The following is a 24003-nucleotide window of genomic DNA, read 5'->3' as shown; positions in this document are numbered from 1 at the left end:
CAGCCACCGTTCAATTCAATTTGCCTCTCAGCCCCGACCACAGCACCCGAATCGTCTCCGTCACCACATAATCGCTCAGCGCCGCGTACCGCGTCACCGGATTGGGAACATGTTTGCGCATCAGCCGCCGCAGGCTGTTCCACTTTCGCACCAGTTTCTGCCGCGACAGATTCCCGCCGATTGCCGCCGACACCTTATGCCAAACCCGTGCTGCAGGGACATACACAATCGGGAATCCTGCCGACCGCGCTCTCAGACAGTAATCCAGATCCTCGCTGTACAACTGAAAGCTCTCGTCGAGCAGCCCCACCGTCTCGAACACCCGGCGCGTACCGAACAGCGCGCAACCCGTAGCCCAATCCGTCTCCTCGATCCGGTCATACTGGCCGTGATCCGTCTCCCGGATGCCGCGATGGCCCGCCCGCGCCCGCGAAAGCGAAAGATTTCCGCCCGCATACCAGAGCTTCGTCGGCTCTTTGGCGTACAAAATTTTCGGGCACAGAATCGAATCGCCTCGCCCATCTGACACCGTCATCAACTCGCGGAGCATGGCCGGATCGACGATGGTGTCGTTGTTCAGGAGCAGCAGATGGGTGCAGCCATCCTGCAACGCACGCTCGATGCCGACATTGTTTCCCCCGGCATACAGCAGATTGCTCGCGTTGGCGATCAGGATAATCCGTTCGCCGAACTCACGGCGCAACACGTCCACGCTGCCATCGGTGGAGCCATTGTCCACCACATAGATACGCGGTGGCGGCCCTTCCAAGGCGAACAGACTCTGAAGACACGCTCGGGTGTCTTCCAGTCCATTCCAGTTCAGTACGATGATTCCGGCACGTGCTTCGTTTGCCATGCGTTACCGCCGATAGCCCAGTCCAAAGGCAACATCAAATGTGGAATGGTCGCGGCCACCGGCGTGATAGGTGGCTTGAGCGGCCTGCACCGATGCGGCTACTCCGCCCCAATGGTGCGAAACCGTTGTCGTCACCCGCCGCCCCGAGCCCGACAGCCCCACCAGTGGATACACTCCGATGATCGAGCCTTCGTACACTTGCAGCGGTAATCCACTCCCATCCTCTTCAAGTCCGAAGAAGGTTAGCCGCGCATACACGCCGCTGTCAAGAACTCGCGCCTTCGCCTGGAAAAACAGCAGTGTTCCCACGCCGTGTGACTTCTGCCCGTCCCGCTCTGCGGTGCGAATTTCGAATCGGACTCGATACTCTTCCTGCGCACTCCAGCGAACCTCCACCCTGCCGCGGTCAACACGCACTCTCCGGGCAGGAAGCGTACTCGAGCCATCATCGGTCCAACCGCGTCGGCCCAGCACGTCAATTTCGAGCGGCTTGCTCAGTGTGGTTGTCCATCGGGCCTCGATCTCACTTGCGGGTTTGCTCAAAGGATAGGTTGCCGTGCGATAGGGAGTCTTGTCGACATGTCCACTGAAGAGCAGCGTGTGCTGGGGCCAACTCGCGCGGATGCGGACGCCGGTGGACTGTTGATTAGACGCGTCTTCGCCGAATCCACCCCACGGAGCCGAATGCGGAGAAAAGAAATTCGCGTCCGCATTCATATGGTACAAGGTCACGCCTGCGTGAGAATCCTGGGCAAAGAGCGCTCCCTGAATCGCGCGCCCTCCGGGATACGAACCCGCCAATTCTGTCATGGCGCCGAATCCCGCGCCGTTCATGGCGAGAAAAAGAGAGCCCGCTCTCAGTGATGATCCACTGAAGTCAGGAAGAGAACTGCTGGTTACGACTGGGATAAATGTAGGTGAGTAATGAGCGTTGTAGCCTGCTATTCCTGCGCGCCACCCTTGAAAGCCGGTTTGCACGCAGAAACCGAACAATCGTTCTTCAATCTGGTCGCGTCGCGCACGGTCAAGTGCAGTGGAGGAACTCTGTCCCTCCGAGAGGCCGGTCGCGCCACTGTCCCCCAGCGCTCCGTTCATGCGGTTCCAACTCCCCAACACTACCGCATCAACCGGAGACCAATTTACGTTGACCGCTGCGCCGCGGTACATCCGCCGTGTGCTGGTCGATGGCCGTAGGATCAGGCCGCCCGCTTCGCCCGGCTTCACTGCATCGGGTGAAGATAACCAGTTGGCCATGCCGTAGGATGAGGCAAAAACCAGTCCTGTGCCTGCCTCATATTGGAAATTGCCGGCCATCAGATGAGGCACCATCCGGTGTGGTCTCATCTCCAGCCCCACCGCGGCCTGTTCGAACAGCGCCGGATCTTCGGCCTGACGTCGCACCGACAGATAGCCCGTGCGCTTCCCCGCCGAAAGAAAACTCGCCCGCCCCCGGCCCCACATTGCGTCGGGAGTCGCCTCTGAAGGCTCTCCACCATAGCCTGCGCTAAACCAGGCATTCGTCCGCACGGTCTTGCGGTCCACAGTCACACCGGCAAACTGGCTTAGCACCCTCCTCTGCTCGCGGGACAATTCCGTGACGGCCAGCGCTTCGCCCAGACTGCCGAATCCATTTCCAACCGTTCGCTCGGCTATGACCGCCTTGGCGGCCCGTTCATCAAAGAACGGCAGCGCGGCAATCTCCGTTTCTGTAGCCGCGTTCAAATCCAGCGGCATCTGCCGCAGCTCATCCAGCCACGCTTGCAGAGCCTCGGGGTCTGGAGATGCCTCGATCCAGTCCTCGATGTTCTGCGCAAAGCCACAGGCGCAAGTCAGCATCGCAAGAATGAACAGCGCGCGCTTCATGGCCCGAAGCGGTATTCAAGCCCGACCTCATGCGAGGCGCCGAGATCCGGATGCAAATCGCCCGCGTACGAGAAAGCCCATCGGCGGATGTCCACTTGAAAACCCGCAGAAGGTCTTACAGGTTCCGCGCGACCGCCGACTCTTAAATAAAATCCCGGCAGAACGCGCATTTCCGCTCCCAAACGAAATTCCGCCGGAAAGGACTTTTCTTGAACAATATCCGCAACGATCACGCCGTTCCGCGCAATAGTCGCTGCAATGCCTACCGTCAGTGACTCCGGTAGCCGATCCATGAAACCGGATAACTTCGGGGCATTCGCATTTGTCCAAACCGCACCAATGGCCACCGAGGAGACTGGCCTTGCCACCACTCCCGCCGAAATTGCCAGCGCCCGCCCCACAGAGTAGCCTCTCAAATCCAGCCACCGGCCCCCAACGTCAATCCCTACAGCAACCTCGGGCCGGACCGCCCGCGAGATTCCCACACTAAAGTCACTTTCCCGGTACAAATCATTCCCCAAACTCCCGCCATGCACCGAAAAAGGTTGCCCCTTGATCAGAAACCGCGCCCCCACCGCCTCTCGCGCCAGTTCTGGCAGGCCAAATTGCTCGGACCAGTCAAACCCCGCTCCCGTTCTGCCCCAAGCCGAAAGCGCCGGATTGCGTAGAATCCCCAGCACATCATCGGACAGCGCCACGCCCGCCCCGCCCATAGCGGTAGCCCGGGGCGCGGCCACATTCAATTCAAACGCGGCCCGGCAAACGTGCCCCCAAGTCAGGATTCCCAGCCCCACAGCCACCGTAAGCCATCTTATACACTTGACTTTCCAGCCGTGAATCCGTATACTAATGGCATGAAGTGGATACGTTTTACCCCTTTCCTGCTCTTCTGCGCGCTGCTTGTCAGTGCTTTGCAAACTCGTCCGGCTGCGGCTCAGCTCGTGGTCCCGGAAGTCGTTGTGAACACCGAGCGTTTGCCACAGGAAGCCCGCGACAAACTGAGTCACGTCGATTCTCTGCTCACCGAGTATCTGAAAGCCCAGCCCTGGGCCGGCGACAATGACCAGTATGATTTCCCCATCCAGATCAACATCTTCTTTACGGATTACACCCCTGATCCGCAGGAAGACAAGTACAAGGCCAAGCTGATCGCCACCAACAAGGCGGACGTCCGCTTTGAAGACGTGCGCTGGGAGTTCGGCTTGAAACAGCCCATAGCCTTCCACCCCAATCGCTTCGAGCCCTTCAAAAGCGTGGTGGAGTTCTATGTCTGGATGTTACTGGGAACGGAATTCGACAAGTTGGAGAAATTAGGCGGGCAAACTTACTACGATAAAGCGAAGCAGATCTACCTCGAAAGCTCGAGTTCGCTTTATTATTTCGGATGGGACAAACGGATAGATCTTCTGCGGACGCAAACCGACGACAGGAACAAGACGTCCCGGGAATTCAACTACTACTACTATTCCGCCATCTATTACGATGACGACAAGAACTACGAGAACTCGGCGGCCTATTTGTATTATGCCATCCTGAAGATGGACAAACTGCCGTTCGATTTCCAGCAGAAATTCCTTGAGTCCAACCGCCGCGAGTTGGCAGAGGCGGTTGGCCGCTGCCGCCCGAAGGCGACAAATCCCGATAAGGTCAAATCGGACATGGCCAAGGCGCTGATACAGATAGATCCGGGACACAAGGAAGTCTATGAGGGAATCGCGCCTGCCGTCGGGACTAAGTGAATATAGGCATACTGATTCTATTTGTCAAGGGTTTACACGCTACGGCGCATCAATAGAAATCCGACCTGCAAAGGGTCGGATTTCTTTATGAAAACACTGTGCCCTGCCGATCTATAGCTTGCGCATCAGACCGATCACCCGTCCAAGGATCCGGAATCCCGGGGTCCCCTTCTCGATTACAATCGGTGAATAATAGCGGTTGGCAGGCTCCAGGCAAATCCTCTCATTCTGCGGCCGGAAGAACTTCACGGTTGCCTCGTCGCCCAGAAGGGCCACCACGATGTCTCCCGCGTCCGCCGTACTCTGCGGCTTGGCAAAAATCACGTCCCCTTCCAGAATACCCGCATCTTTCATCGAATCTCCCCGCACACGCAGCGCAAAGGTATCATCTGCCGAAGCCACTGTCCGGTCCACGCGGATATGCCCTTCCAGATTCTCAGACGCCAAAAAGGGAATGCCCGCCGCCACGCGCCCAACAATCGGGACTTCTATAGTTTCTTCAAAAGGATAAGCCACCGCAGCTCGAGGGGTCAGTTCGATTCCGCGGGAAAGCATCGGACTCCGAACCAGAAAACCCTTGCGCTCTAAAATCTCCAGCAGATAGCGGACACCATTTGTAGAGGTAATGCTAATTTCCGCACCAATCTCACGCAATGTCGGTGGACGGCCCTTAGCGCGTATTTCCGATTGAATAAAAGCAAGTGCTTTCTTCTGTTTTTCAGTAAGCTGTTCCGACATCTTTAATCCTTTCAGATTGCACACGTGTGCAGAAATATAAGGAACAATTGTTCATAAGTCAAGTACCTGCTGGATTTTTAGGACCCGAATTCACTTCTTTCGTAAATAATTTTTCTACAAGCAGTTACATTAGCCGCCAAGACGGATAGCAATAGAAAAGAGATAAGCTTGTCACCTATCTCTAAACCGCCAAGAGGCATTCCCCCAAAAATCTACCGTGAAAGAAGGATCGTTACCGGCCCTTCATTCACAAGAGAAACAGACATCTTCGCCGCAAAAACTCCTGTCGCCGTCCGAATTCCCTGCGTTCGCAGGGCATTAACAAACAATTCATACAGTGGCCTCGCCTGCTCGGGCGGCGCCGCCGCCGTAAAACTGGGCCGGCGCCCTTTCTGGGCATCACCGAGCAACGTAAACTGGCTGACCACCAGCGCTTCGCCGTGGATCTCCGCCAGACTGAGATTCATTTTGTCCTGCTCATCCTGAAAGATACGCAGTTCCGAAACCTTCTTCGCGCCCCACTCCATTTCCGCCGGGCCATCTTTCCCTTCCACTCCCAGCAGAACCAGCACTCCCTGCCCGATGCTGCCGACCACCTGCCCTTCGACCACGACCTGCGCACTGGACACGCGCTGCAAAACCAGCTTCAATAGTGGCGCTCCCACAGGATCATATTGTGCATGTTCTGCGGGAGCCGCAGACTGTCGATCACTTGCGGTCCAGCCGGACCGATCTCCAGCTTCATAATCTGGTTAATGCCGACCGCCATCACATACAACGTATGCGAGTGCTGTTCGAACTGAAGTCCGCCCGCCCAAGCTCCCACTCGCACGGTCCACGAACGGTTATCCGCAAGATTCCAGATCGTCACCGTGCCGGACAGCGAGTCCGACGCCGCTAACAATGTGCTGTCATCACTGACCGCCAGATCGAACGGTCCCGGACCGGCCTCATAGGAGGACAGCGGCCGCAGGGAATCGGCGTCGTAACAGACGATGCTGCCCGGCATACCCGCAAAGGCCACATACGCTACCGCGCCGCACGGCGAGAATTGCACGTCCACCGGCGTCATATCTTCGAACGTTTCCGTGTACGTGATTTCGTGATGCAGCAGACTGATCACGTGCAGCGCCTCATTGCCCGGACAGACCACCCAGGCTTCACTGCGTCCCGGGGGCCGCACCGCCATGCGCCGGGGATAGAGCCTGACTTCCAAGGTGTCCAGGCGCTCAATGCCCACCGAGTCAATCCAGAAATTGCCGTTGTGGGTGATAGCAAACAGATGGCTCGCATTGATGTCCATGTCAATGTCTGTCGGCTCACCGCCCAGATATACCGAGGGGCCTTGCTGCAGCCGGGGCATCTGCAGAATCACCAACTCATCCGTACGGCCATCCGCAATCGCCAACTTGTCGCCGTTCGGAGTCATAACCGATGCCATCACCGTGCGGGCACCGAACGGCAGCGTTGCCACCACGTCCATCGTCGAGAGGTTGAAATAGTTCACCTCTGCAACCTGACCTCCGGCTATGGTAAACACCATACCCAGCGGCGGCTGAAGATTCTCTTCATCATCCACGCCGGGTTCCTTCGGGCCGCATGACCAGAAGAGTAGCGCCGCAAGCAAAATTGCTGTCAGCCAGACTAACGCAAATCCCGCTCGCCGCCTGTTAATGTTCGAAGTGGAGTAGATGGCCTAACTTATCGCGTTTAGTTAAGAGGTAATGCCTGTTCATCTCGGTAGCAGGAATCTCAATCGGAACTCGCTCAACAACCCGGATACCAAAGCATTCCAACTCCTCGACCTTGCGAGGATTATTTGTCATCAGACGGACTTCGTCCGCGCCCAGATAGCGGAGGATCTGCGCACAGGCGCCATAACTCCGCAAGTCCGCCCGAAAGCCCAGCTTCAGATTGGCCTCAACCGTATCGAGACCTTCATCCTGAAGCTTGTATGCCTGAAGTTTCGCTCCCAGCCCGATGCCGCGGCCTTCCTGCCGCAGATACACCACCACGCCCGAGCCTTCCTCTTCAATCTTCTCCAGCGCCGTGTCGAGCTGCCAGCCGCAGTCACAGCGCGCGCTTCCCAGCACATCTCCCGTCAGGCACTCTGAATGAGCGCGCACCAGCACCGGCTTCTTCAGGGGCAAATCTCCCTTGACAATCGCCAGGTGGTCCTTCTTATGGTAGATGTCCTCGAAGTGGATTAGCGTAAACCTGCCATGCCGGGTGGGAAACTTGACCCGCACCCGCTCTTCGACAAAGCGCTCGTGCTTGACGCGGTACTTGGCCAGATCTTCCACCGAAATCAGTTTCAGCCCATGCTTATCGGCGAACTTGCGCAGTTCAGGCCGTCGCATCATGGTGCCGTCGGGATTCATGATCTCGCACATCACGCCGGAGGGATACAACCCCGCCAGGCGTGCCAGGTCCACGGCCGCTTCCGTCTGGCCCACGCGGTCGAATACGCCACCCGGTCGCGCTCTAAGCGGCTGGATATGTCCGGGCCGCGCAAAATCATTGGCGCGGGTCGCGGGATCCGCCACGGCCAGCAACGTCGCGGCGCGATCCGCCGCAGAGATACCCGTCGTCGTGCCGTGCAGTAAGTCGACCGTTACGGTGAAGGCCGTTCCGCGCATCGCCGTGTTCTGCGAGACCATCGGCGGAAGATTCAACTCGTCAGCACGCTCGTCGGTCATCGCCACGCAGATCATGCCGCGTGCGTGGGTGACCATCATATTCACGGATTCCGGCGTCACCTTTTCGGTCGCCTGAATCAGATCTCCTTCGTTTTCCCGATCCTCGTCGTCCACCACGATCACCATCTTACCCGCGGCGATATCAACAAGGGCATCGGCAATGCGATCCAGCATCGTCTTTCGGTCCCTTATTCTACGGAGGTCAATTGCACACCGCGACGCGCCCCACTGCTCAGGTCAGTCCACAGGCCGGGCAACAGCTTCTCGATGTATTTTCCGATCAAATCCACTTCGATATTCACGCGCACTCCCGGACGGAACCCGGAAAAGTTGGTGACGTCCCACGTATGAGGAATCACCCCCAGCGTCAGCGTGTTCTCTTTAATCTCCGCCACGGTCATGGACACGCCATTGGCCGCAACCGAGCCCGTTGCCACGACATATTTCACCAGCGGTTCCGGCAGGGTAATCTCCACCAGATGGCTCGACTCCAGCCGTGTGACGTTGGCAATCACGCCGACGCCGTCCACGTGTCCCTGCACCATATGGCCGCCCAACTCGTCGCCGATTTTCATAGGCCGTTCGAGGTTGACCGTTCCGCCCACCTCCACGTCACCGAGGTTCGTCTTCTGCAGCGTGATTTCCATTAACTCCGTAGAGAAGGACACGTCGTCCCTCTTCACCACGGTCGTGCAGCAGCCGTTCACCGACACGCTGCCGCCGATCTTCAGACCGGCAATCAACGCACCGCAATCCACGCGCAGCAGCCGCCCTCCCGGACGCTCTTCGATCTCTAAGATCCGGCCTGTGCCTTCAACTATCCCTGTAAACATCTCGACTTAACTCCAACCAAAGGTCCGCGCCAATCTGGCGGAAACGGCTGATCACGAATTGGGGCAGCTCGGCCATGTTTTTGTACCCGAGTTCCCAGATCGCCGGCTTGCCATCGGCGCCAATTATTTTCGACGCAATCGCCACAATGAATTTGTCATACAGCCCCGCGCGTATGAAGGACGCGTGAAGTGTGCCGCCGCCTTCCACGAACAGCGAGGTGATACCCCGCCGCGCCAGCAGTTTGACCGCGGCCGTCAAATCAACTTTGCCATCCGCTCCCGCCGGGCAGGTCACCAGCTTTGCGCCGGTGGCTTCCACCCGCCGCAGCTTTTCCTCCGGCACATCGGGAGTGGTCAATACCCACGTCGGCGCCATTTCCAAGTTGCGCAGCACCTTCGCTTCGGGAGAAATCCGTAAGTGCGAATCCAGCACCAACCGCAGCGGATTGCGTCCCTTCACCATCCGCACCGTGAGTTCCGGATCATCCTCGGCGACCGTGGCCGATCCCACCATTACCGCATCGAATCTCGATCTCATGCGGTGCACCTCTGTCCGCGCGGGCTCTCCGGTAATCCAGCGCGATTTGCCATTGGCCAGGGCGATCCGCCCGTCCAGGGACTGCGCCACCTTCAGCAGAATCCAAGGCCGCCCCAGGGTCATATAGGTCAGGAAAGGTGCGTTGAGGTCACGCGCCTCGGCATCCAGCACTCCCACCATCACATCGATTCCCGCGGCGCGCAGTTGCGAGACGCCCTTGCCGCTCACCAGCGGATTCGGATCTTCGTGCGCCACGACCACGCGCTCTACGCCCGCGCGAATCAGTGCTTCGGTGCACGGCGGTGTCTTCCCCATGTGGCAGCACGGTTCGAGATTCACATAGATCGTTGCGCCGCGAGCCTGCTCCAGACTCAACTGGTGCAGCAGCGCGATCTCCGCATGCGGATCACCGAACCGGGTGTGGTACGCTTTGCCCAGCAGACTGCCGCCCTTAACCGCCACCGCGCCCACCAGCGGATTTGGACTGGTGTAGCCTGCGCCCTTCTCCGCTTCCCGCAGAGCAAGGCGCATGTACTTTTCGTCCAAAGAGGTTGTGCCGGTCAGTTCAGTCGCGTCCATAATCGCCTGGTAACGTCAACACCGCCGGCCATTGTCCAATGGGTTCGGCTTTTCCGCGCGCTTCACGGCGCATTCCACGATCTTGCGCATCAGTTGCACCGGCTCTTCGCCCCGCGCCCGCGCCGCCTTCGGCACCAGCGAATTGGCCGTCATTCCCGGCAGCGAATTCAATTCCAGACACACGAAGTTGCCGTCCGCGCCCAGCAGGAAATCGATCCGCGCGAATCCCGAACTTCCCAGTGCGCGGAACACGTCCACCGCCGCATTCTGAATCCGTTTCGTATCCTCTTCCGACAATTCCGCCGGGCACACATACTCCGTTCGCCCCGACGTGTACTTGTTCGAATAGTCGTAGAACCCGGTTTTGGGCTTGATCTCCACCAGCGGATAGGCTTCTTCGGTCACCACCGTCGCCGCCAGTTCCCGCCCGGTAAAATGCGCTTCCACCAGTGCCTGAGCTTCCAGCACGGTCACCGCCGCCAGCGCCATCGGAACATCGTCCGCACTTTGCACCTTGGTAAGACCGATGGTCGAACCGCCATTCAGCGGCTTGATCACCGCCGGATAGCCGAACGACGTGCCGATCTGCTCCATCACCCACTGCGGATCGCGCATCCGCTCCACCGGCACCACAAAGCCTTCGGTCACCGGCACACCTGCCGCGCGCATCACGATTCTCGAATGGTGCTTGTTCATTGCCAGGCAGCAGGCCAGCGCGCCCGGTCCCGCGTACGGAATGCCTACCCAATCCAGCAGCGATTGCAGCGTACCGTCTTCGCCGCGTCCACCATGCAGAATCGGAAACACCAGATCGGGCCGGAAGGTGTCCATCACCTGAAGTAATCCGCGCACCGTTGCTGGATCGTATTGCCCATGCGAAACCGGCAGCGGTGCGGCAATTCCAATGGCCGCCGGAGCCATCTTCTCGTCGGCCTTACGAGTCACGCCCGGCTCTTCCGGATCATATTTCAACACGTCAAACCCGGCGTCCACCAGCCAGCGAGCTACGGCGTCGCCTGAGGCCAGAGAAACCACACGCTCGGCGGATTCCCCGCCGCATAGAACAAGTATCTTCATAGATGAGGTTGTGGGAAGTTAAGAAGAGAGTGTGTCGCGCGCTTCGGCAAGGGCTCGATCCAGTTGTGCCAGCACGCGGTCGCGTCCCCAGATCCCGACCAGTTTGGCAAGCTCGGGACCATGAGGCTGTCCCGTCAGCGCGGCGCGCAACGACCGCCACAGATTTTTGCCCTTGACCCCTTTAGCCTGGCCGGCTTCGGAGGCTGCCAGCTTGAAGACCGCCTCCAGTTTTTCGAAATCGTTCCACACCGCAGGATCAAGCTTAGCCATGCGGTCGGCGAATTCCGCCGCCACATCCCGCGCGGTCTCGTCAACGAGCAGCGCGGCCATCTCCGGATCCGGCGTTCCGACCGGCTCGAAGACATCCCGAACCCGCCGCACCATATCCTGATAGCTCACGATGCCGCCGCGCAGAGTGGTCAGCGCGTAGCGCACGCGTTTCTCCCCATACGCCTCGATCAGGTCGGAAAGTTCCTGCTCGACATGCGCGAACAATTCGTCATCCGATTGCGCCTTGAGATACTCGGTATTCGTCCACTCGAGCTTGGCGACATCGAAAACCGCCCCCGCCTTGTTCACCCGCTCCAGCGAAAATTCCCGGATCAAATCCCCCACGGAAAACATCTCGCGGTCATCCTGCGGATGCCAGCCCAACAGCGCCACAAAGTTGATCAGAGCCTCGGGAAGAATCCCCTTCTTGCGGTAGTCTTCCACGGCCACGTCGCCCGAGCGCTTGGACATCTTGCTGCGATCCGGATTCAACAACAGCGGCAGATGGGCGAACTCCGGGCGTTTCCATTCGAAAAAATCGTAGAGCAGCACGTGCTTGGGCGTGGACGGTAACCACTCTTCGCCGCGAATCACATGGCTGATCTGCATCAGGTGATCGTCCACCACGTTCGCCAGATGATAGGTGGGAAAGCCGTCCGTCTTCAGCAGCACCTGATCGTCCAGCGTACTTCCTTCGAAGTGCACGTCGCCGCGAATCAAGTCATGAATCACCAGCGTGCGATCCAGCGGCACGGCCATCCGCCACACATGCGGCTCGCCCGCCGCGATCCGATCTCGCGCCACGTCAGGATCCAGCGAACGGCAGCGGCGGTCGTACATCGGAAGTTGTCCGCGCTCCGTCTGCAGCAGACGCATCTCTTTCAGCGTTTCCGCCGAGCAGAAACAGGGATAGGCATGCCCGCTGCCCGCCAGGCGCGTGACATGGTCGCGATAAATCGCCAGGCGCTCGGATTGGATGTAAGGTCCGAAGGGTCCCCCGAGGAATGGGCCTTCATCGAAATCCAGGCCGATCCACGCCATCACATTCAAAAGATTTTCGACGGCGCCTTCCACCTTGCGCGTCTGGTCGGTATCTTCGATGCGCAGCACAAACACGCCGCCATGCTGGCGCGCGTAAAGATAATTGTAGAGAGCTGTGCGCAGGCCGCCCACATGGAGATAGCCGGTCGGGCTCGGCGCGTAGCGGGTTCTTACCGTCATGTTTCGTCTTCAGCGCAGTCCACGAGCGCCACCGCCATCGCGGCGATTCCTTCATTGCGGCCCGTAAAACCCAGTCGCTCCGTCGTTGTACCTTTGATTGAAATCCGGCTTTCGCGAATCCCCAGCGCCGCCGCCAATTCCTGCTTCATCCGCGGAATATACGGCAGCAGCTTCGGTTCTTCGCACACCACACTGACATCTACATTCACCAGCGCGCAGCGATGCTTTTGCAGCGTCTGCGACGCCCGCACCAAAAGTTCCGTGGATCGAATATCCTTGAACTGCGGATCGCTGGGCGGAAAGAAGGTCCCCTTGTCGCCCAGGGCCGCCGCGCCCAGCATCGCATCCAGAATCGCGTGGCACAGCACGTCGCCGTCCGAATGCGCTTCCAGTCCGAAGTCCGCCTCGATCTCCACGCCGCCCAAAATCAGTTTGCGTCCATCGACGCGGCGGTGCGCATCGGTGCCAATGCCTACCCTCAGGCTCATCGTGCACATCCACCAATGGAAAAGGGCTCATGGGCAACCGCCAGCATGAACCCTGTCTTAACCGGTTCGTCTTTCGCGAATTCAGCGTGCGAATCAGTGGGTGTCATAAGCCAGAAGTTCGCGGGCACGCGCCAAATCCTCCGGAGTGGTAATTTTGAAATTGCGCGGGGCACCATCCACGACCCGGATAGATCCGAGCCGGTAATGTTCGATCAGCCAGACGTCATCCGTCCCGTCCAGGCCATCCCGTGTCGCGCGGTCGAACGCCGTCTGGGCCGCGTCGCGACGGAGTCCCTGCGGTGTCTGCACCGCCATCAGGTCGTGGCGATCCACCGTACTGTCAACGAGCCTCGAGTCGGTCGCTACCCGTTTGAGGGTATCCGTCACCGGCAATCCCGGCAAAGCCGCCGTGTCGCCCGCCATCAGCGCCGCAAGGACCCGCTCGATCACGTCAGGCGTGATGAACGGCCTTGCCGCGTCATGGATCAGGATCGCATCACTGTCCTGTTGCAATGAACGCAGCGCAAAGGTCACCGATTCCTGCCGGGTCCGGCCGCCGGTCACCACGCGCACATCGTAATCGGCCCATGCCTTCCCGGCGGCCTCAAGATAATACTCTTCGAAGCCGGCCGGTGCGGCAATCACCGTTTCTATACATAAGGGATGCCGCACCAGCGAATCGGCGGCGCGGACAAACATCGGTCTGCCCGCCAAATCGATCAGCGTCTTCGGAAGGTGCGCGCCGAGCCGGACTCCGCTCCCGGCCGCCGGTATCAGCAACGAGAATTTCAAACGATCAACATCGCATCGCCATAGCTGTAGAAGCGGTACTTCTCACGGATGGCATGACGATACGCCTTGAGAATCAGTTCCTGATCGGCAAAGGCCGACACCAGCATCAGCAGCGTGGATCCCGGAAGATGGAAGTTCGTCACCAGCCGGTCCACCACCTTGAAGTGGTAAGGCGGATAGATGAACTTGTCCGTCCAGCCGCGCGCCACTTTAATGCCGCCGTTGAAATTAGCCACCGTCTCCAGCGTGCGCGTCACGGAGGTTCCCACCGCAATGACCCGCTTGCCCTTTTCAATGGCGCCGTTTATCTTGTCCACGGCGTTCTGGTTGACTTCGTAATATTCCGAGTCCATCCGGTGCCGCGAAAGATCCTCCACCTGTACGGGCCGGAACGTTCCCAGACCCACATGCAGAATGATCGGCACCAGTTCGACGCCCTTGGCCTGAGCCTTCTGAATCAGATCTTCGGAAAAATGCAGGCCTGCAGTCGGCGCCGCTACGGCTCCCGATACGCGGGCAAAGATGGTCTGATAGCGCTCGCGATCCTCAACCTTCGGTTCGCGGCGAATATAAGGAGGAAGCGGCGGCTGGCCGAATTTCTCCACCAGTTCCCCAAAGTCCCCTTCATAGTGGAAACGCACCACGCGGCCACCCGACGTGGTGTTGTCGATCACTTCACAGGTAATGCAGTCGCCGATCATGATCGTGTTGCCCGTACGCACTTTACGCGCCGGCTTCACGAGCACTTCCCACAGCTCTTCGGTGAGTCGCCGCAGCAAAAAGACTTCAATCTCCGCCTCGGTCTTCTCTTTGAAGCCCCGCAGACGCGCCGGAAACACTCGGGTCTCGTTCACCACAAGGCAGTCGCCCGGATCGAGATAGTCGAGCACATCCGTGAATTTCCCGTCATGAAACTGTCGCGTATCCCGGTCCACGATCAACAGCCGCGATTCGTCACGGCGGGGCACCGGCTCCTGAGCGATCAGCTTGTCTGGAAGTGCGTACTTGAAGTCCGACAACCGGGGTGTGGTCTGCACACCGCGCGGCTGATATACGGCCGATGTAATGGGCATAGTTGGTCTTCCAACTCCTTGGTTCAACCCTCCCGGCTTGCGGTGCTAACCCCAACACGCAAATGCAAGAGCCGGTACAAAAACGAAAGGCTAAAAGAGCTTTGACTGGAGAGACGCCGGAACCTTGATTCCCAAATGCTCAAAGGCTCGTGCCGTTGCCACTCTCCCACGGGAAGTACGTTGCAGGAAACCCTGCCGGATCAGATACGGTTCACAGATCTCTTCCAGCGTTCCCTCATCCTCTCCCACGGTTACCGCGAGGGTTCCTAAACCCACCGGTCCGCCGCGAAAGTGCTCGATCAGAGCGTGGAGCAGCCGCTTGTCCAGATCATCCAAACCGTATTCATCAATCTCGAGAAGCTGCAAGGCTTCCCGCGCCAACCTGCCGGACACTCGCCCGTCGCCCCTCACTTGGGCTACGTCGCGGATCCGCCGCAGAAGCCGGTTTGCCACGCGGGGTGTGCCGCGTGACCGCACCGCAATCTCCGCCAGCCCTTCTTCGTCATACTGGACGTTCAGGAGCCGAGCCGAGCGGCGCAAAATCGTATGTAAGTCTTCCGGCTCATAATAGTCCAGCCGGAGAGTCACTCCAAACCGCGACCGCAGCGGACTGGTCAGCAGTCCCGCTCGGGTGGTTGCGCCCACCAAGGTGAAATGCTGAAGCTGGAGCTGCAACGTCCGCGCCGCGGGACCCTTGTCAATCAGAATGTCCAGCTTGAAATCTTCCATCGCCGGATAAAGATATTCTTCCACCACCGGATTCAGGCGGTGAATCTCGTCCACGAACAGAATATCCTTATCCTGCAGATTCGTCAGCAGCCCGGCCAGATCGCCCGGCTTGTCCAACACGGGGCCCGTGGTTACACGGATACCCGAGCCCAAACTTCTTGCAATCAGATGGGCCAGTGTGGTCTTCCCCAGACCCGGAGGCCCATACAGCAGCACGTGATCGAGCGCTTCCCCCCGCTCCCGCGCCGCCTGAATAAATATCGAAAGCTGCTCTTTGACCCTGGGCTGCCCTACGAACTCATCAAAGCTTGATGGCCGCAGCGACAGGTCAAGATCGAGATCTTCTTCAAACTTCTGTGGTTCTATGATTCGCGGCATTAACTCATCCGGAGCGATAACTTCACTAATTCTTCGACACCCTTACCGCCGCGCTTCACCGCACCGTCCACAGACTTTTCTGCTTCGGCCCTCGTAAATCCCAGAGCGCATAACGCGCTGACCGCTTGCTGTATCTCGTCACTCTTCGACGACACTCCCACTTCGAAGGAAGGAGATTCGTCACTCAGTTTCTTCTTCAGTTCCAGCACGATCCGCTCGGCAATCTTCGAGCCGATGCGCGGAATGCTCTTCAAGCGGTCACTGTCGCCTTCGATAATCGCCCGCCGCAGCGTGTCCGTTCGGGCCGCCGACAGCGCCACCATCGCCAGTTTCGGTCCCACGCCGTTAACGGTAATCAGATGCAGGAACATCCAGCGCTCTTCCTGCGTCGCAAATGCAAACAGCGTCAGTTCCTCTTCGCGCAGTTGCAGGTGCGTCCAGAGCCGGATCTGTTCTCCGAGCAGCGGCAGCTCATCGTAGGTCGCCAGCGAGATATTACCGCGTACGCCCAGGCCGCCCGTCAGGATCACCGCCTGCGATGGCGATTTTGCGACCAGTATGCCTTCGACAAAATCAATCATCGCGCGGGTCTCATGGTCAGGGGATGCTGACTGCGCATAACCAGCCACAGGGCCGCCGCCAGCGCATCCGAAATGTCTTCTTCGCCCTCGTCGAACTCCAGGCCCAGCAGTTTGCCGGTCATGTAGCCGACCTGAGCCTTGGTGGCTGCTCCCCGCCCCGTGATCGCCATTTTGATCTCACGCGGGGCCACCGTTTCTACGGGAATGCCTTTGGTTTCGGCGGCCAAAATCGCCGCCGCGCGGGCCTGCCCCAGCAACAGGGCGCTCATGGCGCTCACGCCCACGTAGCCGCTCTCCACCGCGCAGCCCGTCACCCCAAAGGTCTCGATCACCTGCTGCAATCCGGCAAAAATCCGCTCCAGCCTTCTCCCCATCGGCTGCTTGGGCGTCGAGGTAATCTTGCCCGATTCAAGGTACTGAAATCGTTTGCCGTCCACTCCTACGACTCCCCAGCCTGTCGTCGCAAGCCCGGGGTCCACACCGAGAACGATTCCCATGCGTCTGTCCAGTCTCGCTATTGCAGCGACTGCATCACGGAATCATCCATTTCGAAGTTGGCGTAGACGTGCTGAGTGTCGTCCAGCTCTTCGAGAGCATCGATCAGTCCCAGCAACTGCTTCGCAGAATCCACTTCCACCTTGACGGTGTTCTTCGGAATGTAGGAGATTTCCGCCGAGCTAACCTTTTTGCCCTTCGCTTCAATCTCACCCTTGATCTTGTACAGATCGTCCGGGCTCGTAAAGACTTCCCAAATCGAATCGTCGCCCTTGACGTCGTCCGCGCCTGCCTCGATGGCAATTTCCATGATCTCGTCTTCGGACCCCTGATCGCTTTCCAGAGTCAGGTAGCCACGCCGCTCAAACATCCACGCCACTGCTCCCGCTTCGGCCATGGTGCCATTGCGCTTGGTGAAGGTGTGCCGTACTTCGCCGACCGTGCGGTTGCGGTTGTCCGTCACACACTCGATCAGGATCGCCACTCCGCCCGGGCCGTAACCTTCGTAGCGGATTTCTTCAAGGATCTGGCCTTCCAGTTCGCCCGCGCCCTTCTTAATGGCGCGATCAATGTTGTCCGCCGGCATATTAGCGGATTTGGCGGCGTCCACCGCGCTGCGAAGCCGGGCGTTAGACTCCATGTTTGAGCCCCCCAACCGCGCGGCGATATTGATTTCACGGATCAGCCGCGTGAATACAGAGCCACGGGCGGCGTCAATTTTTTCTTTCTTGCGACGGATCGTCGCCCATTTACTATGACCTGACATAGGGCTGCTGTGTTTACTTAAACGGGAAAGGAGTAGGTTTGTTTCACTCGCTGCGCCGAGTGGCCACCCACTGGCGAATGTAATCTATGGGGACAGAAGTCGGCGTGCCGGGGCCGAACAGGCGGCCAACACCCTGCTTCTCGAGTTCTTCGGCTTCTTCCTTGGGAATGATTCCGCCCCCGGTCAACAGCACGTCAGACAGACCCTTCTGGGTCATTAACCTGAGAACTGCCGGGAAAATCGTCATGTGAGCCCCGGAGAGAATCGAAAGGGCAACCACGTCTACATCCTCCTGAATCGCAGCCTCGACAATCATGTCAGGAGTCTGACGGAGGCCTGTATAGATCACCTCCATGCCAGCATCCCGAAAAGCGGCTGCCATGACCTTGGCGCCACGATCATGTCCATCCAAGCCCGGTTTGGCTACCAAGATCCTGATTTTCTTATCCATAGAGGATGAATTGAGTTCCGTGGTGAGGCGAATGTTAAAGAAGACGTAGTTTACCCTTCTTAAGCCTTTAATATACAAAAAAAGAGGCCGGAAATCAACGACGATTTCCGGCTTTTTGTTACGGCCTTAACAATCTATGTTTTGTCCGGGCAACAATTCTGTTCAAGGAGGGTCAGTTACCCGCGAGGCATCTTACAGCTCCTGCCGCTCCTGATCGCTGGGCTCCTGCAGACGGGCAATTTCTTTGTTTGGCCTCAAAATTGCCCACAGAGTGCCCCCAATTGCTATCAAACCCATGCCGGACCAGAAAATCCAGGAAGGAAGTTCAACGTCCGTGTGACCCGTAGCCATTTCAAACGATCTGAAGCCCAGCTTGACAGCAATCCAACCCACCAGACCATAGGCCATGTGTTCAAGCCCCGGCCATTTCTCCAAGACACGCAGAAATCCACCTGCAGCGAAGCGCATGGCGATAATGCCCAGCATGCCGCCGGTATACACCAGCCAGAGTTCGTTGGAAAGCGCCACGGCGGCAATCACACTGTCCACCGCAAAGGCGACATCCGTCAGTTCCACGACCACCACGGTGCTCCAGAACCCCCGCCCCTTCACCGGCTTTTCGTGGTCCACTCCCCGGCTGTGGGTAATGAAATGCGTAATGCTGAGATAGGCGAGATAGGCTGCGCCGGCCGCAGACAGATACCAGAAACGGATGATCCACGACGCGGCAAGCAGCATCACAAACCGGAACCCGAAGGCGCCGATAATCCCGTAAAGCAGCGCCTTCTTCTGCTGAGGCTTGGGCAGATGTCTGACCAGCACGGCCAGCACAAGAGCATTGTCCGCAGAGAGCAAGCCTTCCAGGACAATCAGCGTGGCGACAACGGTCAACGCATGGACAAGATATGCTTCAGTCAACAGCTTTAAAACAGGTTGGTAGACTGTGTTTTCGCGAATATACGCATGTTCAGACTGAAATCCAAGTCTTAGACCTGTTCCGCTACGGCCAACGGCGTCAGTTTGAGATGATCACGCTCGGGCTCCACCATCACCGTCTGCCCCGGCAGAATCTCGCCTGCGAGCAACTCCTCGGCCAGCGGGTCTACCAGCAGATGTTGAATGGCGCGTTTCATGGGCCGCGCACCGAACGCCGGGTCAAAGCCTTCGCGCAGGATCAGTTCCTTGGCGGCGTCGGTGATTTCGAGGTGAATGTCCTGCCGATCAAGCCGCTCTTCGAAGAGCCGCAGTTGAATGCTGACGACGTCCTTGAGTTCCTTGCGGCCCAGCGGCTTGAAGACGATGATCTCATCGATGCGGTTCAGGAATTCGGGACGGATCGAACGCCGCAGCAGATCCAGCACCTCGCGCTGCACGCGTTCGTAGTCTCCGCCGCCGTTATGAATGGCTTCGGCCCGTGAATTGATAATTTCGGAGCCCAGATTCGAAGTCATGATCACGATGGTGTTGCGGAAGTCCACGGTACGGCCCTGGCTGTCCGTCAGGCGGCCATCATCCAGCACCTGCAGCAGAATATTCCATACATCGGGATGGGCCTTCTCGATCTCATCCAGCAGCACCACGCAATAAGGCCGGCGGCGCACGGCCTCGGTGAGCTGCCCGCCTTCTTCATGGCCGACATATCCCGGAGGAGCGCCCACCAGCCGCGAGACCGTATGCCGCTCAGAGTACTCGGACATGTCAACGCGGATCATCGCGTTCTCATCATCGAACAGAAACGCGGCCAGCGAACGCGCGACCTCGGTCTTGCCCACGCCGGTGGGTCCAAGGAACAGGAAGCTGCCGATGGGCTTGCGTTCATCGGCCAGACCCGAGCGTCCCCGGCGAATGGCGGCGGCCACGGCATGAACAGCAATGTCCTGCCCGACCACACGCCGCTTGATGTAATCCTCGACGTGCAGCAGCTTCTCGCGTTCGCCTTCCAGCATCTTGGAGACGGGAATCTTGGTCCAGCGCGAGACGACCTCGGCGATGTCCTCCTCTGTCACCTCTTCCTTGAGCATGCCGCCGTCCTGCTGGATTTCGGCAAGCTGCTTCTGTGCCTTGAGCAAATTGTCATTGAAATCGCGCAGCTTGCCGTAGCGGATTTCCGAAACCTTAGCGAGGTCGCCTTCGCGCTCGGCTTTCTGCTCTTCGGTGTGCGCCGCTTCAATTTCCTCTTTGACGCGGCGAATGCGCTGAATGACGGTCTTTTCATTTTCCCACTGCTTGCGCAGCGCGACTTCCTGGTCTTTCAGCCGTGCCACTTCTTCCTCGATGCGGCTCAGCCGGTCGCGCGATGCTTCGTCGTGTTCGCGCGAGACAGACATGCGCTCGATTTCGAGTTGACGGATGCGGCGGGTCAGATTGTCGATCTCCTCGGGCATCGAGTCGATCTCCAACCGGAGCTTGGAGGCCGCCTCATCGATCAGGTCAATGGCCTTGTCCGGCAGGAAGCGGTCGGTGATGTAGCGCTGGGAGAGCGTCGCCGCTGCGATGATGGCGCGGTCTGTGATGCGCACGCCGTGATGGACTTCATACTTGTCTTTCAGACCGCGCAAAATGGAGATCGTATCTTCCACGCTCGGCTCGTTGACCGTCACGGGCTGGAAGCGCCGTTCCAGCGCCGCGTCCTTCTCGATATACTTGCGGTACTCATCGATGGTGGTGGCGCCGATGCAGTGCAGTTCGCCGCGGGCCAGCGCGGGCTTCAACAGGTTGGACGCGTCCATCGAGCCTTCGGCTCTCCCCGCGCCGACAAGGTTGTGCATCTCATCGATGAAAAGAATAATGCCGCCTTCGGAGCCGATGACCTCTTTCAGCACTGCTTTGAGCCGCTCTTCGAAATCCCCCCGGAATTTCGCTCCGGCTACCAGTGAGCCGACATCCAGCGTCACCACGCGCTTGTCTTTGAGATTTTCCGGCACATCGCCGGAGACGATCCGCTGCGCGAGGCCTTCGACAATCGCGGTCTTCCCCACTCCGGGTTCGCCGATCAGGACGGGATTATTCTTGGTGCGGCGCGAGAGCACTTGCAACACGCGGCGGATCTCTTCATCGCGGCCAATGACCGGATCGAGCTTGCCGCGCCGCGCCAGATCGGTCAGATCGCGGCCATACTTGTCCAGCGCGCGGTACTTGTCTTCGGGGTTCTGATCCTTGACGCGCTCACCACCGCGAATATCCCGCATGGCCTTCAGCACGTTGTCATGCGAAATCTTGTAGTCACGGAAGATCTGCCGCGTGGGTGGATCGTCGGTCTTGGTCATGGCCAGCAGCAGATGCTCGACGGAGAGAAACTCATCGGTCAGCGCGGACATTTCCTTGAGCGCGTCCTCGAACAGCCGCGACGTGGCGGGATCGAGATAGGTGTTGCCCACCTGGCCGCTGACCACAGGCAGCCGAGAGAGTTCAATGTCCACCACACGCCGCATGTCATCGGGCCGCACGCCGAGCTTCGCCAGAATCTCCGCGGCGACGCCTTCGGAGTCCTTCAGCATTCCCGCCAGCACATGCAGCGGCGTGAGCGCCTGCTGCCCCCGGTCCCGCGCAATGGTCTGCGCCGCTTGCAGCGCTTCCTGCGCTTTGATCGTCCACTGGTCGATATTCATAAATTAGAAATTAGAAATGAAAAATTAAAAAGTAGTGTCTTAACACGAAAATGTTTTTTACCGAACGAACCCAGCTAAGTCAAGGCTATGCTGAAGGTCCGAAGAGTTCGTTTTGTGGAACGAACGCCTTACCCTTCGCGGCGGCAGGCGTCTTGGGGATTGCACGACCCGTCGTGGTTGACTCGACATGGGATTGTCTCCGAAGGGAACGAATAGGCCACGACAGAACGAAGCTGAACTGTTGATCGTTTTGGGACACATTCGAATTGTATTCCACGACAACTAGTCCGAATCCTGACGATTATGCTCTTTACGCCTCAAATTCATCGGTCGCGATCTGTTTCTGAACTGCCACAAACTCATGGCTTATCTCAGTGCACATAAGCTGCATCATCTTCATGAATATGACGCTTTCAACAGTGGGATCAACTGAACCCAAAGCCGTTGTCACATGCAGAAGGGAAAGAGCCATGCATTGGCCGGGGTCGGCTAATCCAAAGTTCGATGGACCGGTCAACAATAAGTCGTAACCATGCATGACTCCGAGTCTATGAAAGACTCCGCGCGACTTTGCGTGCACATTATTGCTTGCAAGCTTGTAGTACGGGCGCAAGTGTATCAGACCAAGCTTCTTTTCAACGTCAGCAAACCCGCGTACCATATCCTTCGGCCCATCAGATGCCCATCCGTATTGGCATAGAAAGGCCGTCCCGAAACGACTCTTCACCTCATTGTACGACCGCTCCATATGGCCCATTTCGGATTCGTCGAAAGGAACTTCTCCAAGTCTCAGTGCGAACCGCTGGTGTAGCGACGCGCCGTGAAATACCTGTATAGCATCATGGAGGAGGTAACGCTCTGCTCGTTGTTCTCCCCCATGTTGGATTAACATGGCGGTCACGGCGATCTCGTACAGACTTCGCCACCTTGCCATTGCACCGTCAGCGAAACCAGATCGTAAAAGCGTTAAAATTTCGTCACCGACTTGGCAAGCACGAGCGTGTAGACGAACCAAAGAAGCTACCAAGCAGCCGTTCAATTCAGTCTGTTCATTTTGAAGCCTGGTTCCGGTGGCTTCACTGAACTCTTTGGAGAGCACCAGCATCATAGACAGGAGATCCAATGGCTTGTGCCACCGAGTATTGAGGCGACTGCGAAAGCCTTGCAGATCGCACTCGCGCAGCAAGGTCTCCCGTTTCCAATCTTTCGCGACAGAAGCAAGCATAGCTTCTGCAGCTTCATCAATAATTGAACCGAACTGGTCGGTCATACTCTCCGTCAAGTCCCTGACCGCTTGTTCGAGGCGCGCACTATCTGCGTCGTCGAACTCGATATGGATCTCTTGTGACGGTCCCCACCATCTCCAGTCTCGAATTCGGATTATGTCATAACGCTCAGCGGCGATGTTTCGCTGGATCAGTTTCTTCTGTCGAGATGTCAGCCGAACACCATTCGCCTCGATCTTCTCTATGATGAGGCTCGATATTAATTTCGGAATATGACTCATCAAAAGCCGTTCCATATCCTCAAGCAATGTATCGATGACGACCTCCGTAAGTGATTTCTGAAATGGGTGCCACTTGCGAAGTCTTCAAGATCGCATTGCCTTCACAGCTTGCCAGCCAAGCCAAACAGCTCCGGCGGCCAGCAGCAACCCCCAAAAAATATTCCAAGCCCTGACTCCCCTCAAATAAGCGCGCAATGCATCAAATGCCTGATTCGGGTTTGCCCTGTCGAAGGGAATATGCTCGCGTCCCAGCTCGGAGAGTGGTACCTCAACACCATGCTCAACAAGAAGAACCACTTCCTTGCCGTAGGCCCTTGCCGCGGCGATCTCTGCATGAACAACCCGGGAATCTGCTGCACGAGCAGTCAGTATACCAACTACACACGCGGATTGGCTAATATTTCGGTCAATCTTCGCCCATAGATTTTCACCCGGTTGCAAGTCTCGCTCGGCTACATAGGGTATCAGGCTCTCCTCCGCGACCACGCATGCCGCCGTTTCTGTCAGATGAGTGTCGTCGTCACCATTCTTGTGCGACAAAATATCTGAGCACTCATGAAGTTCCTTTTGTGATATGGTACAGGTACTGGTGTTCAAATTAATTCAGTGGAGGACGCTATTAAGCGCACTATTTCGCGCCCGAGATCCTTCAGCCGAAGACGGCTTCAGGATGACAAGGGTTGGGGGGTGGCGCTGCGGGGGGGGGGGGGCGGGGGGGGGGG

The 24003-nt window shown here is 58.1% G+C and carries 24 protein-coding genes; 1 reads left to right on the top strand and 23 read right to left on the bottom strand.

What is annotated here, in order from left to right; translation table 11 throughout:
- Positions 1 to 10: 10 nt before the first annotated feature.
- The 3 genes from VGL38_01905 to VGL38_01895 are packed head-to-tail and all read right to left on the bottom strand — an operon-like array spanning position 11 to position 3519.
- Positions 11 to 856, bottom strand: a complete 846-nt coding sequence (locus VGL38_01905; protein ID HEY3294172.1) for a glycosyltransferase family 2 protein — start codon at positions 854 to 856, stop codon at positions 11 to 13.
- Between the two features lie 3 nt (positions 857 to 859).
- Positions 860 to 2719: a hypothetical protein gene (locus VGL38_01900; GenBank protein HEY3294171.1), complete on the bottom strand. Its 1860-nt coding sequence runs from the start codon at positions 2717 to 2719 to the stop codon at positions 860 to 862.
- Positions 2716 to 3519 (bottom strand): hypothetical protein, encoded by an 804-nt coding sequence (locus VGL38_01895; GenBank protein HEY3294170.1) that lies wholly within the window; start codon positions 3517 to 3519, stop codon positions 2716 to 2718. Before VGL38_01895 ends, VGL38_01900 begins: the two co-directional genes overlap by 4 nt.
- 54 nt (positions 3520 to 3573) lie before the next feature.
- On the opposite strand from VGL38_01895, the gene VGL38_01890 reads away from it, so the two are divergent.
- Positions 3574 to 4458, top strand: coding sequence for a DUF4835 family protein (locus VGL38_01890; GenBank protein HEY3294169.1), 885 nt, complete (start codon positions 3574 to 3576; stop codon positions 4456 to 4458).
- A gap of 111 nt (positions 4459 to 4569) precedes the next feature.
- Here VGL38_01890 and lexA read toward each other — a convergent pair whose 3' ends face one another.
- The 20 genes from lexA to VGL38_01790 all read right to left on the bottom strand — a co-directional run bounded on the left by lexA (position 4570) and on the right by VGL38_01790 (position 23878).
- Positions 4570 to 5196, bottom strand: coding sequence for a transcriptional repressor LexA (lexA, locus tag VGL38_01885; GenBank protein HEY3294168.1), 627 nt, complete (start codon positions 5194 to 5196; stop codon positions 4570 to 4572).
- A 212-nt stretch (positions 5197 to 5408) separates the two neighbouring features.
- Entirely contained in the window at positions 5409 to 5846 is a 438-nt protein-coding gene (gene dtd, locus VGL38_01880) for a D-aminoacyl-tRNA deacylase (GenBank protein HEY3294167.1), read from the bottom strand.
- A complete protein-coding gene (locus VGL38_01875; GenBank protein ID HEY3294166.1) occupies positions 5843 to 6775 on the bottom strand; it encodes a WD40 repeat domain-containing protein in 933 nt (310 codons plus the stop codon). Before VGL38_01875 ends, dtd begins: the two co-directional genes overlap by 4 nt.
- 91 nt (positions 6776 to 6866) lie before the next feature.
- Positions 6867 to 8069 carry a bifunctional 3,4-dihydroxy-2-butanone-4-phosphate synthase/GTP cyclohydrolase II gene (locus VGL38_01870; protein HEY3294165.1) on the bottom strand — a complete coding sequence of 401 codons (1203 nt, stop codon included), beginning with the start codon at positions 8067 to 8069 and terminating at the stop codon, positions 6867 to 6869.
- A gap of 14 nt (positions 8070 to 8083) precedes the next feature.
- Positions 8084 to 8728, bottom strand: coding sequence for a riboflavin synthase (locus VGL38_01865; protein ID HEY3294164.1), 645 nt, complete (start codon positions 8726 to 8728; stop codon positions 8084 to 8086).
- Positions 8709 to 9845, bottom strand: coding sequence for a bifunctional diaminohydroxyphosphoribosylaminopyrimidine deaminase/5-amino-6-(5-phosphoribosylamino)uracil reductase RibD (gene ribD / locus VGL38_01860; protein ID HEY3294163.1), 1137 nt, complete (start codon positions 9843 to 9845; stop codon positions 8709 to 8711). Before ribD ends, VGL38_01865 begins: the two co-directional genes overlap by 20 nt.
- A 15-nt stretch (positions 9846 to 9860) precedes the next feature.
- Positions 9861 to 10922 carry a D-alanine--D-alanine ligase gene (locus tag VGL38_01855; protein ID HEY3294162.1) on the bottom strand — a complete coding sequence of 354 codons (1062 nt, stop codon included), beginning with the start codon at positions 10920 to 10922 and terminating at the stop codon, positions 9861 to 9863.
- 18 nt (positions 10923 to 10940) lie between these two features.
- Positions 10941 to 12413, bottom strand: coding sequence for a glutamate--tRNA ligase (gltX, locus tag VGL38_01850; protein HEY3294161.1), 1473 nt, complete (start codon positions 12411 to 12413; stop codon positions 10941 to 10943).
- Entirely contained in the window at positions 12410 to 12901 is a 492-nt protein-coding gene (ispF, locus tag VGL38_01845; protein ID HEY3294160.1) for a 2-C-methyl-D-erythritol 2,4-cyclodiphosphate synthase, read from the bottom strand. The genes gltX and ispF overlap by 4 nt, the downstream gene beginning before the upstream one ends.
- 93 nt (positions 12902 to 12994) lie before the next feature.
- The gene (ispD, locus tag VGL38_01840; GenBank protein HEY3294159.1) at positions 12995 to 13681 is read right to left on the bottom strand and encodes a 2-C-methyl-D-erythritol 4-phosphate cytidylyltransferase; all 687 of its coding nucleotides are present in this window, start codon (positions 13679 to 13681) and stop codon (positions 12995 to 12997) included.
- 8 nt (positions 13682 to 13689) lie between these two features.
- Positions 13690 to 14766, bottom strand: coding sequence for a tRNA preQ1(34) S-adenosylmethionine ribosyltransferase-isomerase QueA (gene queA, locus VGL38_01835; protein HEY3294158.1), 1077 nt, complete (start codon positions 14764 to 14766; stop codon positions 13690 to 13692).
- A gap of 90 nt (positions 14767 to 14856) precedes the next feature.
- A complete protein-coding gene (gene ruvB, locus VGL38_01830) occupies positions 14857 to 15873 on the bottom strand; it encodes a Holliday junction branch migration DNA helicase RuvB (GenBank protein ID HEY3294157.1) in 1017 nt (338 codons plus the stop codon).
- Positions 15873 to 16454 (bottom strand): Holliday junction branch migration protein RuvA, encoded by a 582-nt coding sequence (gene ruvA / locus VGL38_01825; GenBank protein HEY3294156.1) that lies wholly within the window; start codon positions 16452 to 16454, stop codon positions 15873 to 15875. Before ruvA ends, ruvB begins: the two co-directional genes overlap by 1 nt.
- Positions 16451 to 16951, bottom strand: coding sequence for a crossover junction endodeoxyribonuclease RuvC (gene ruvC / locus VGL38_01820; protein ID HEY3294155.1), 501 nt, complete (start codon positions 16949 to 16951; stop codon positions 16451 to 16453). The genes ruvA and ruvC overlap by 4 nt, the downstream gene beginning before the upstream one ends.
- A gap of 17 nt (positions 16952 to 16968) precedes the next feature.
- On the bottom strand, positions 16969 to 17715 hold the full coding sequence (locus VGL38_01815; protein HEY3294154.1) for a YebC/PmpR family DNA-binding transcriptional regulator: 747 nt from the start codon (positions 17713 to 17715) through the stop codon (positions 16969 to 16971).
- A gap of 43 nt (positions 17716 to 17758) precedes the next feature.
- On the bottom strand, positions 17759 to 18166 hold the full coding sequence (locus tag VGL38_01810) for a cobalamin B12-binding domain-containing protein (protein ID HEY3294153.1): 408 nt from the start codon (positions 18164 to 18166) through the stop codon (positions 17759 to 17761).
- A 192-nt stretch (positions 18167 to 18358) separates the two neighbouring features.
- Complete coding sequence (locus tag VGL38_01805; GenBank protein HEY3294152.1) at positions 18359 to 19084, bottom strand: TerC family protein; 726 nt, start codon at positions 19082 to 19084, stop codon at positions 18359 to 18361.
- Between the two features lie 68 nt (positions 19085 to 19152).
- Positions 19153 to 21774, bottom strand: a complete 2622-nt coding sequence (gene clpB, locus VGL38_01800) for an ATP-dependent chaperone ClpB (GenBank protein HEY3294151.1) — start codon at positions 21772 to 21774, stop codon at positions 19153 to 19155.
- Between the two features lie 310 nt (positions 21775 to 22084).
- The gene (locus VGL38_01795) at positions 22085 to 23296 is read right to left on the bottom strand and encodes a DUF5677 domain-containing protein (protein HEY3294150.1); all 1212 of its coding nucleotides are present in this window, start codon (positions 23294 to 23296) and stop codon (positions 22085 to 22087) included.
- A gap of 69 nt (positions 23297 to 23365) precedes the next feature.
- A complete protein-coding gene (locus tag VGL38_01790) occupies positions 23366 to 23878 on the bottom strand; it encodes a toll/interleukin-1 receptor domain-containing protein (GenBank protein HEY3294149.1) in 513 nt (170 codons plus the stop codon).
- Between the last annotated feature and the right edge of the window lie 125 nt (positions 23879 to 24003).

It is taken from the genome of bacterium (assembly GCA_036504735.1).
GTDB lineage: Bacteria > Electryoneota > RPQS01 > RPQS01 > RPQS01 > DASXUQ01.
Note: the sequence above shows the minus strand (reverse complement) of the source record. Positions and strands in the feature narration are given on the sequence as shown.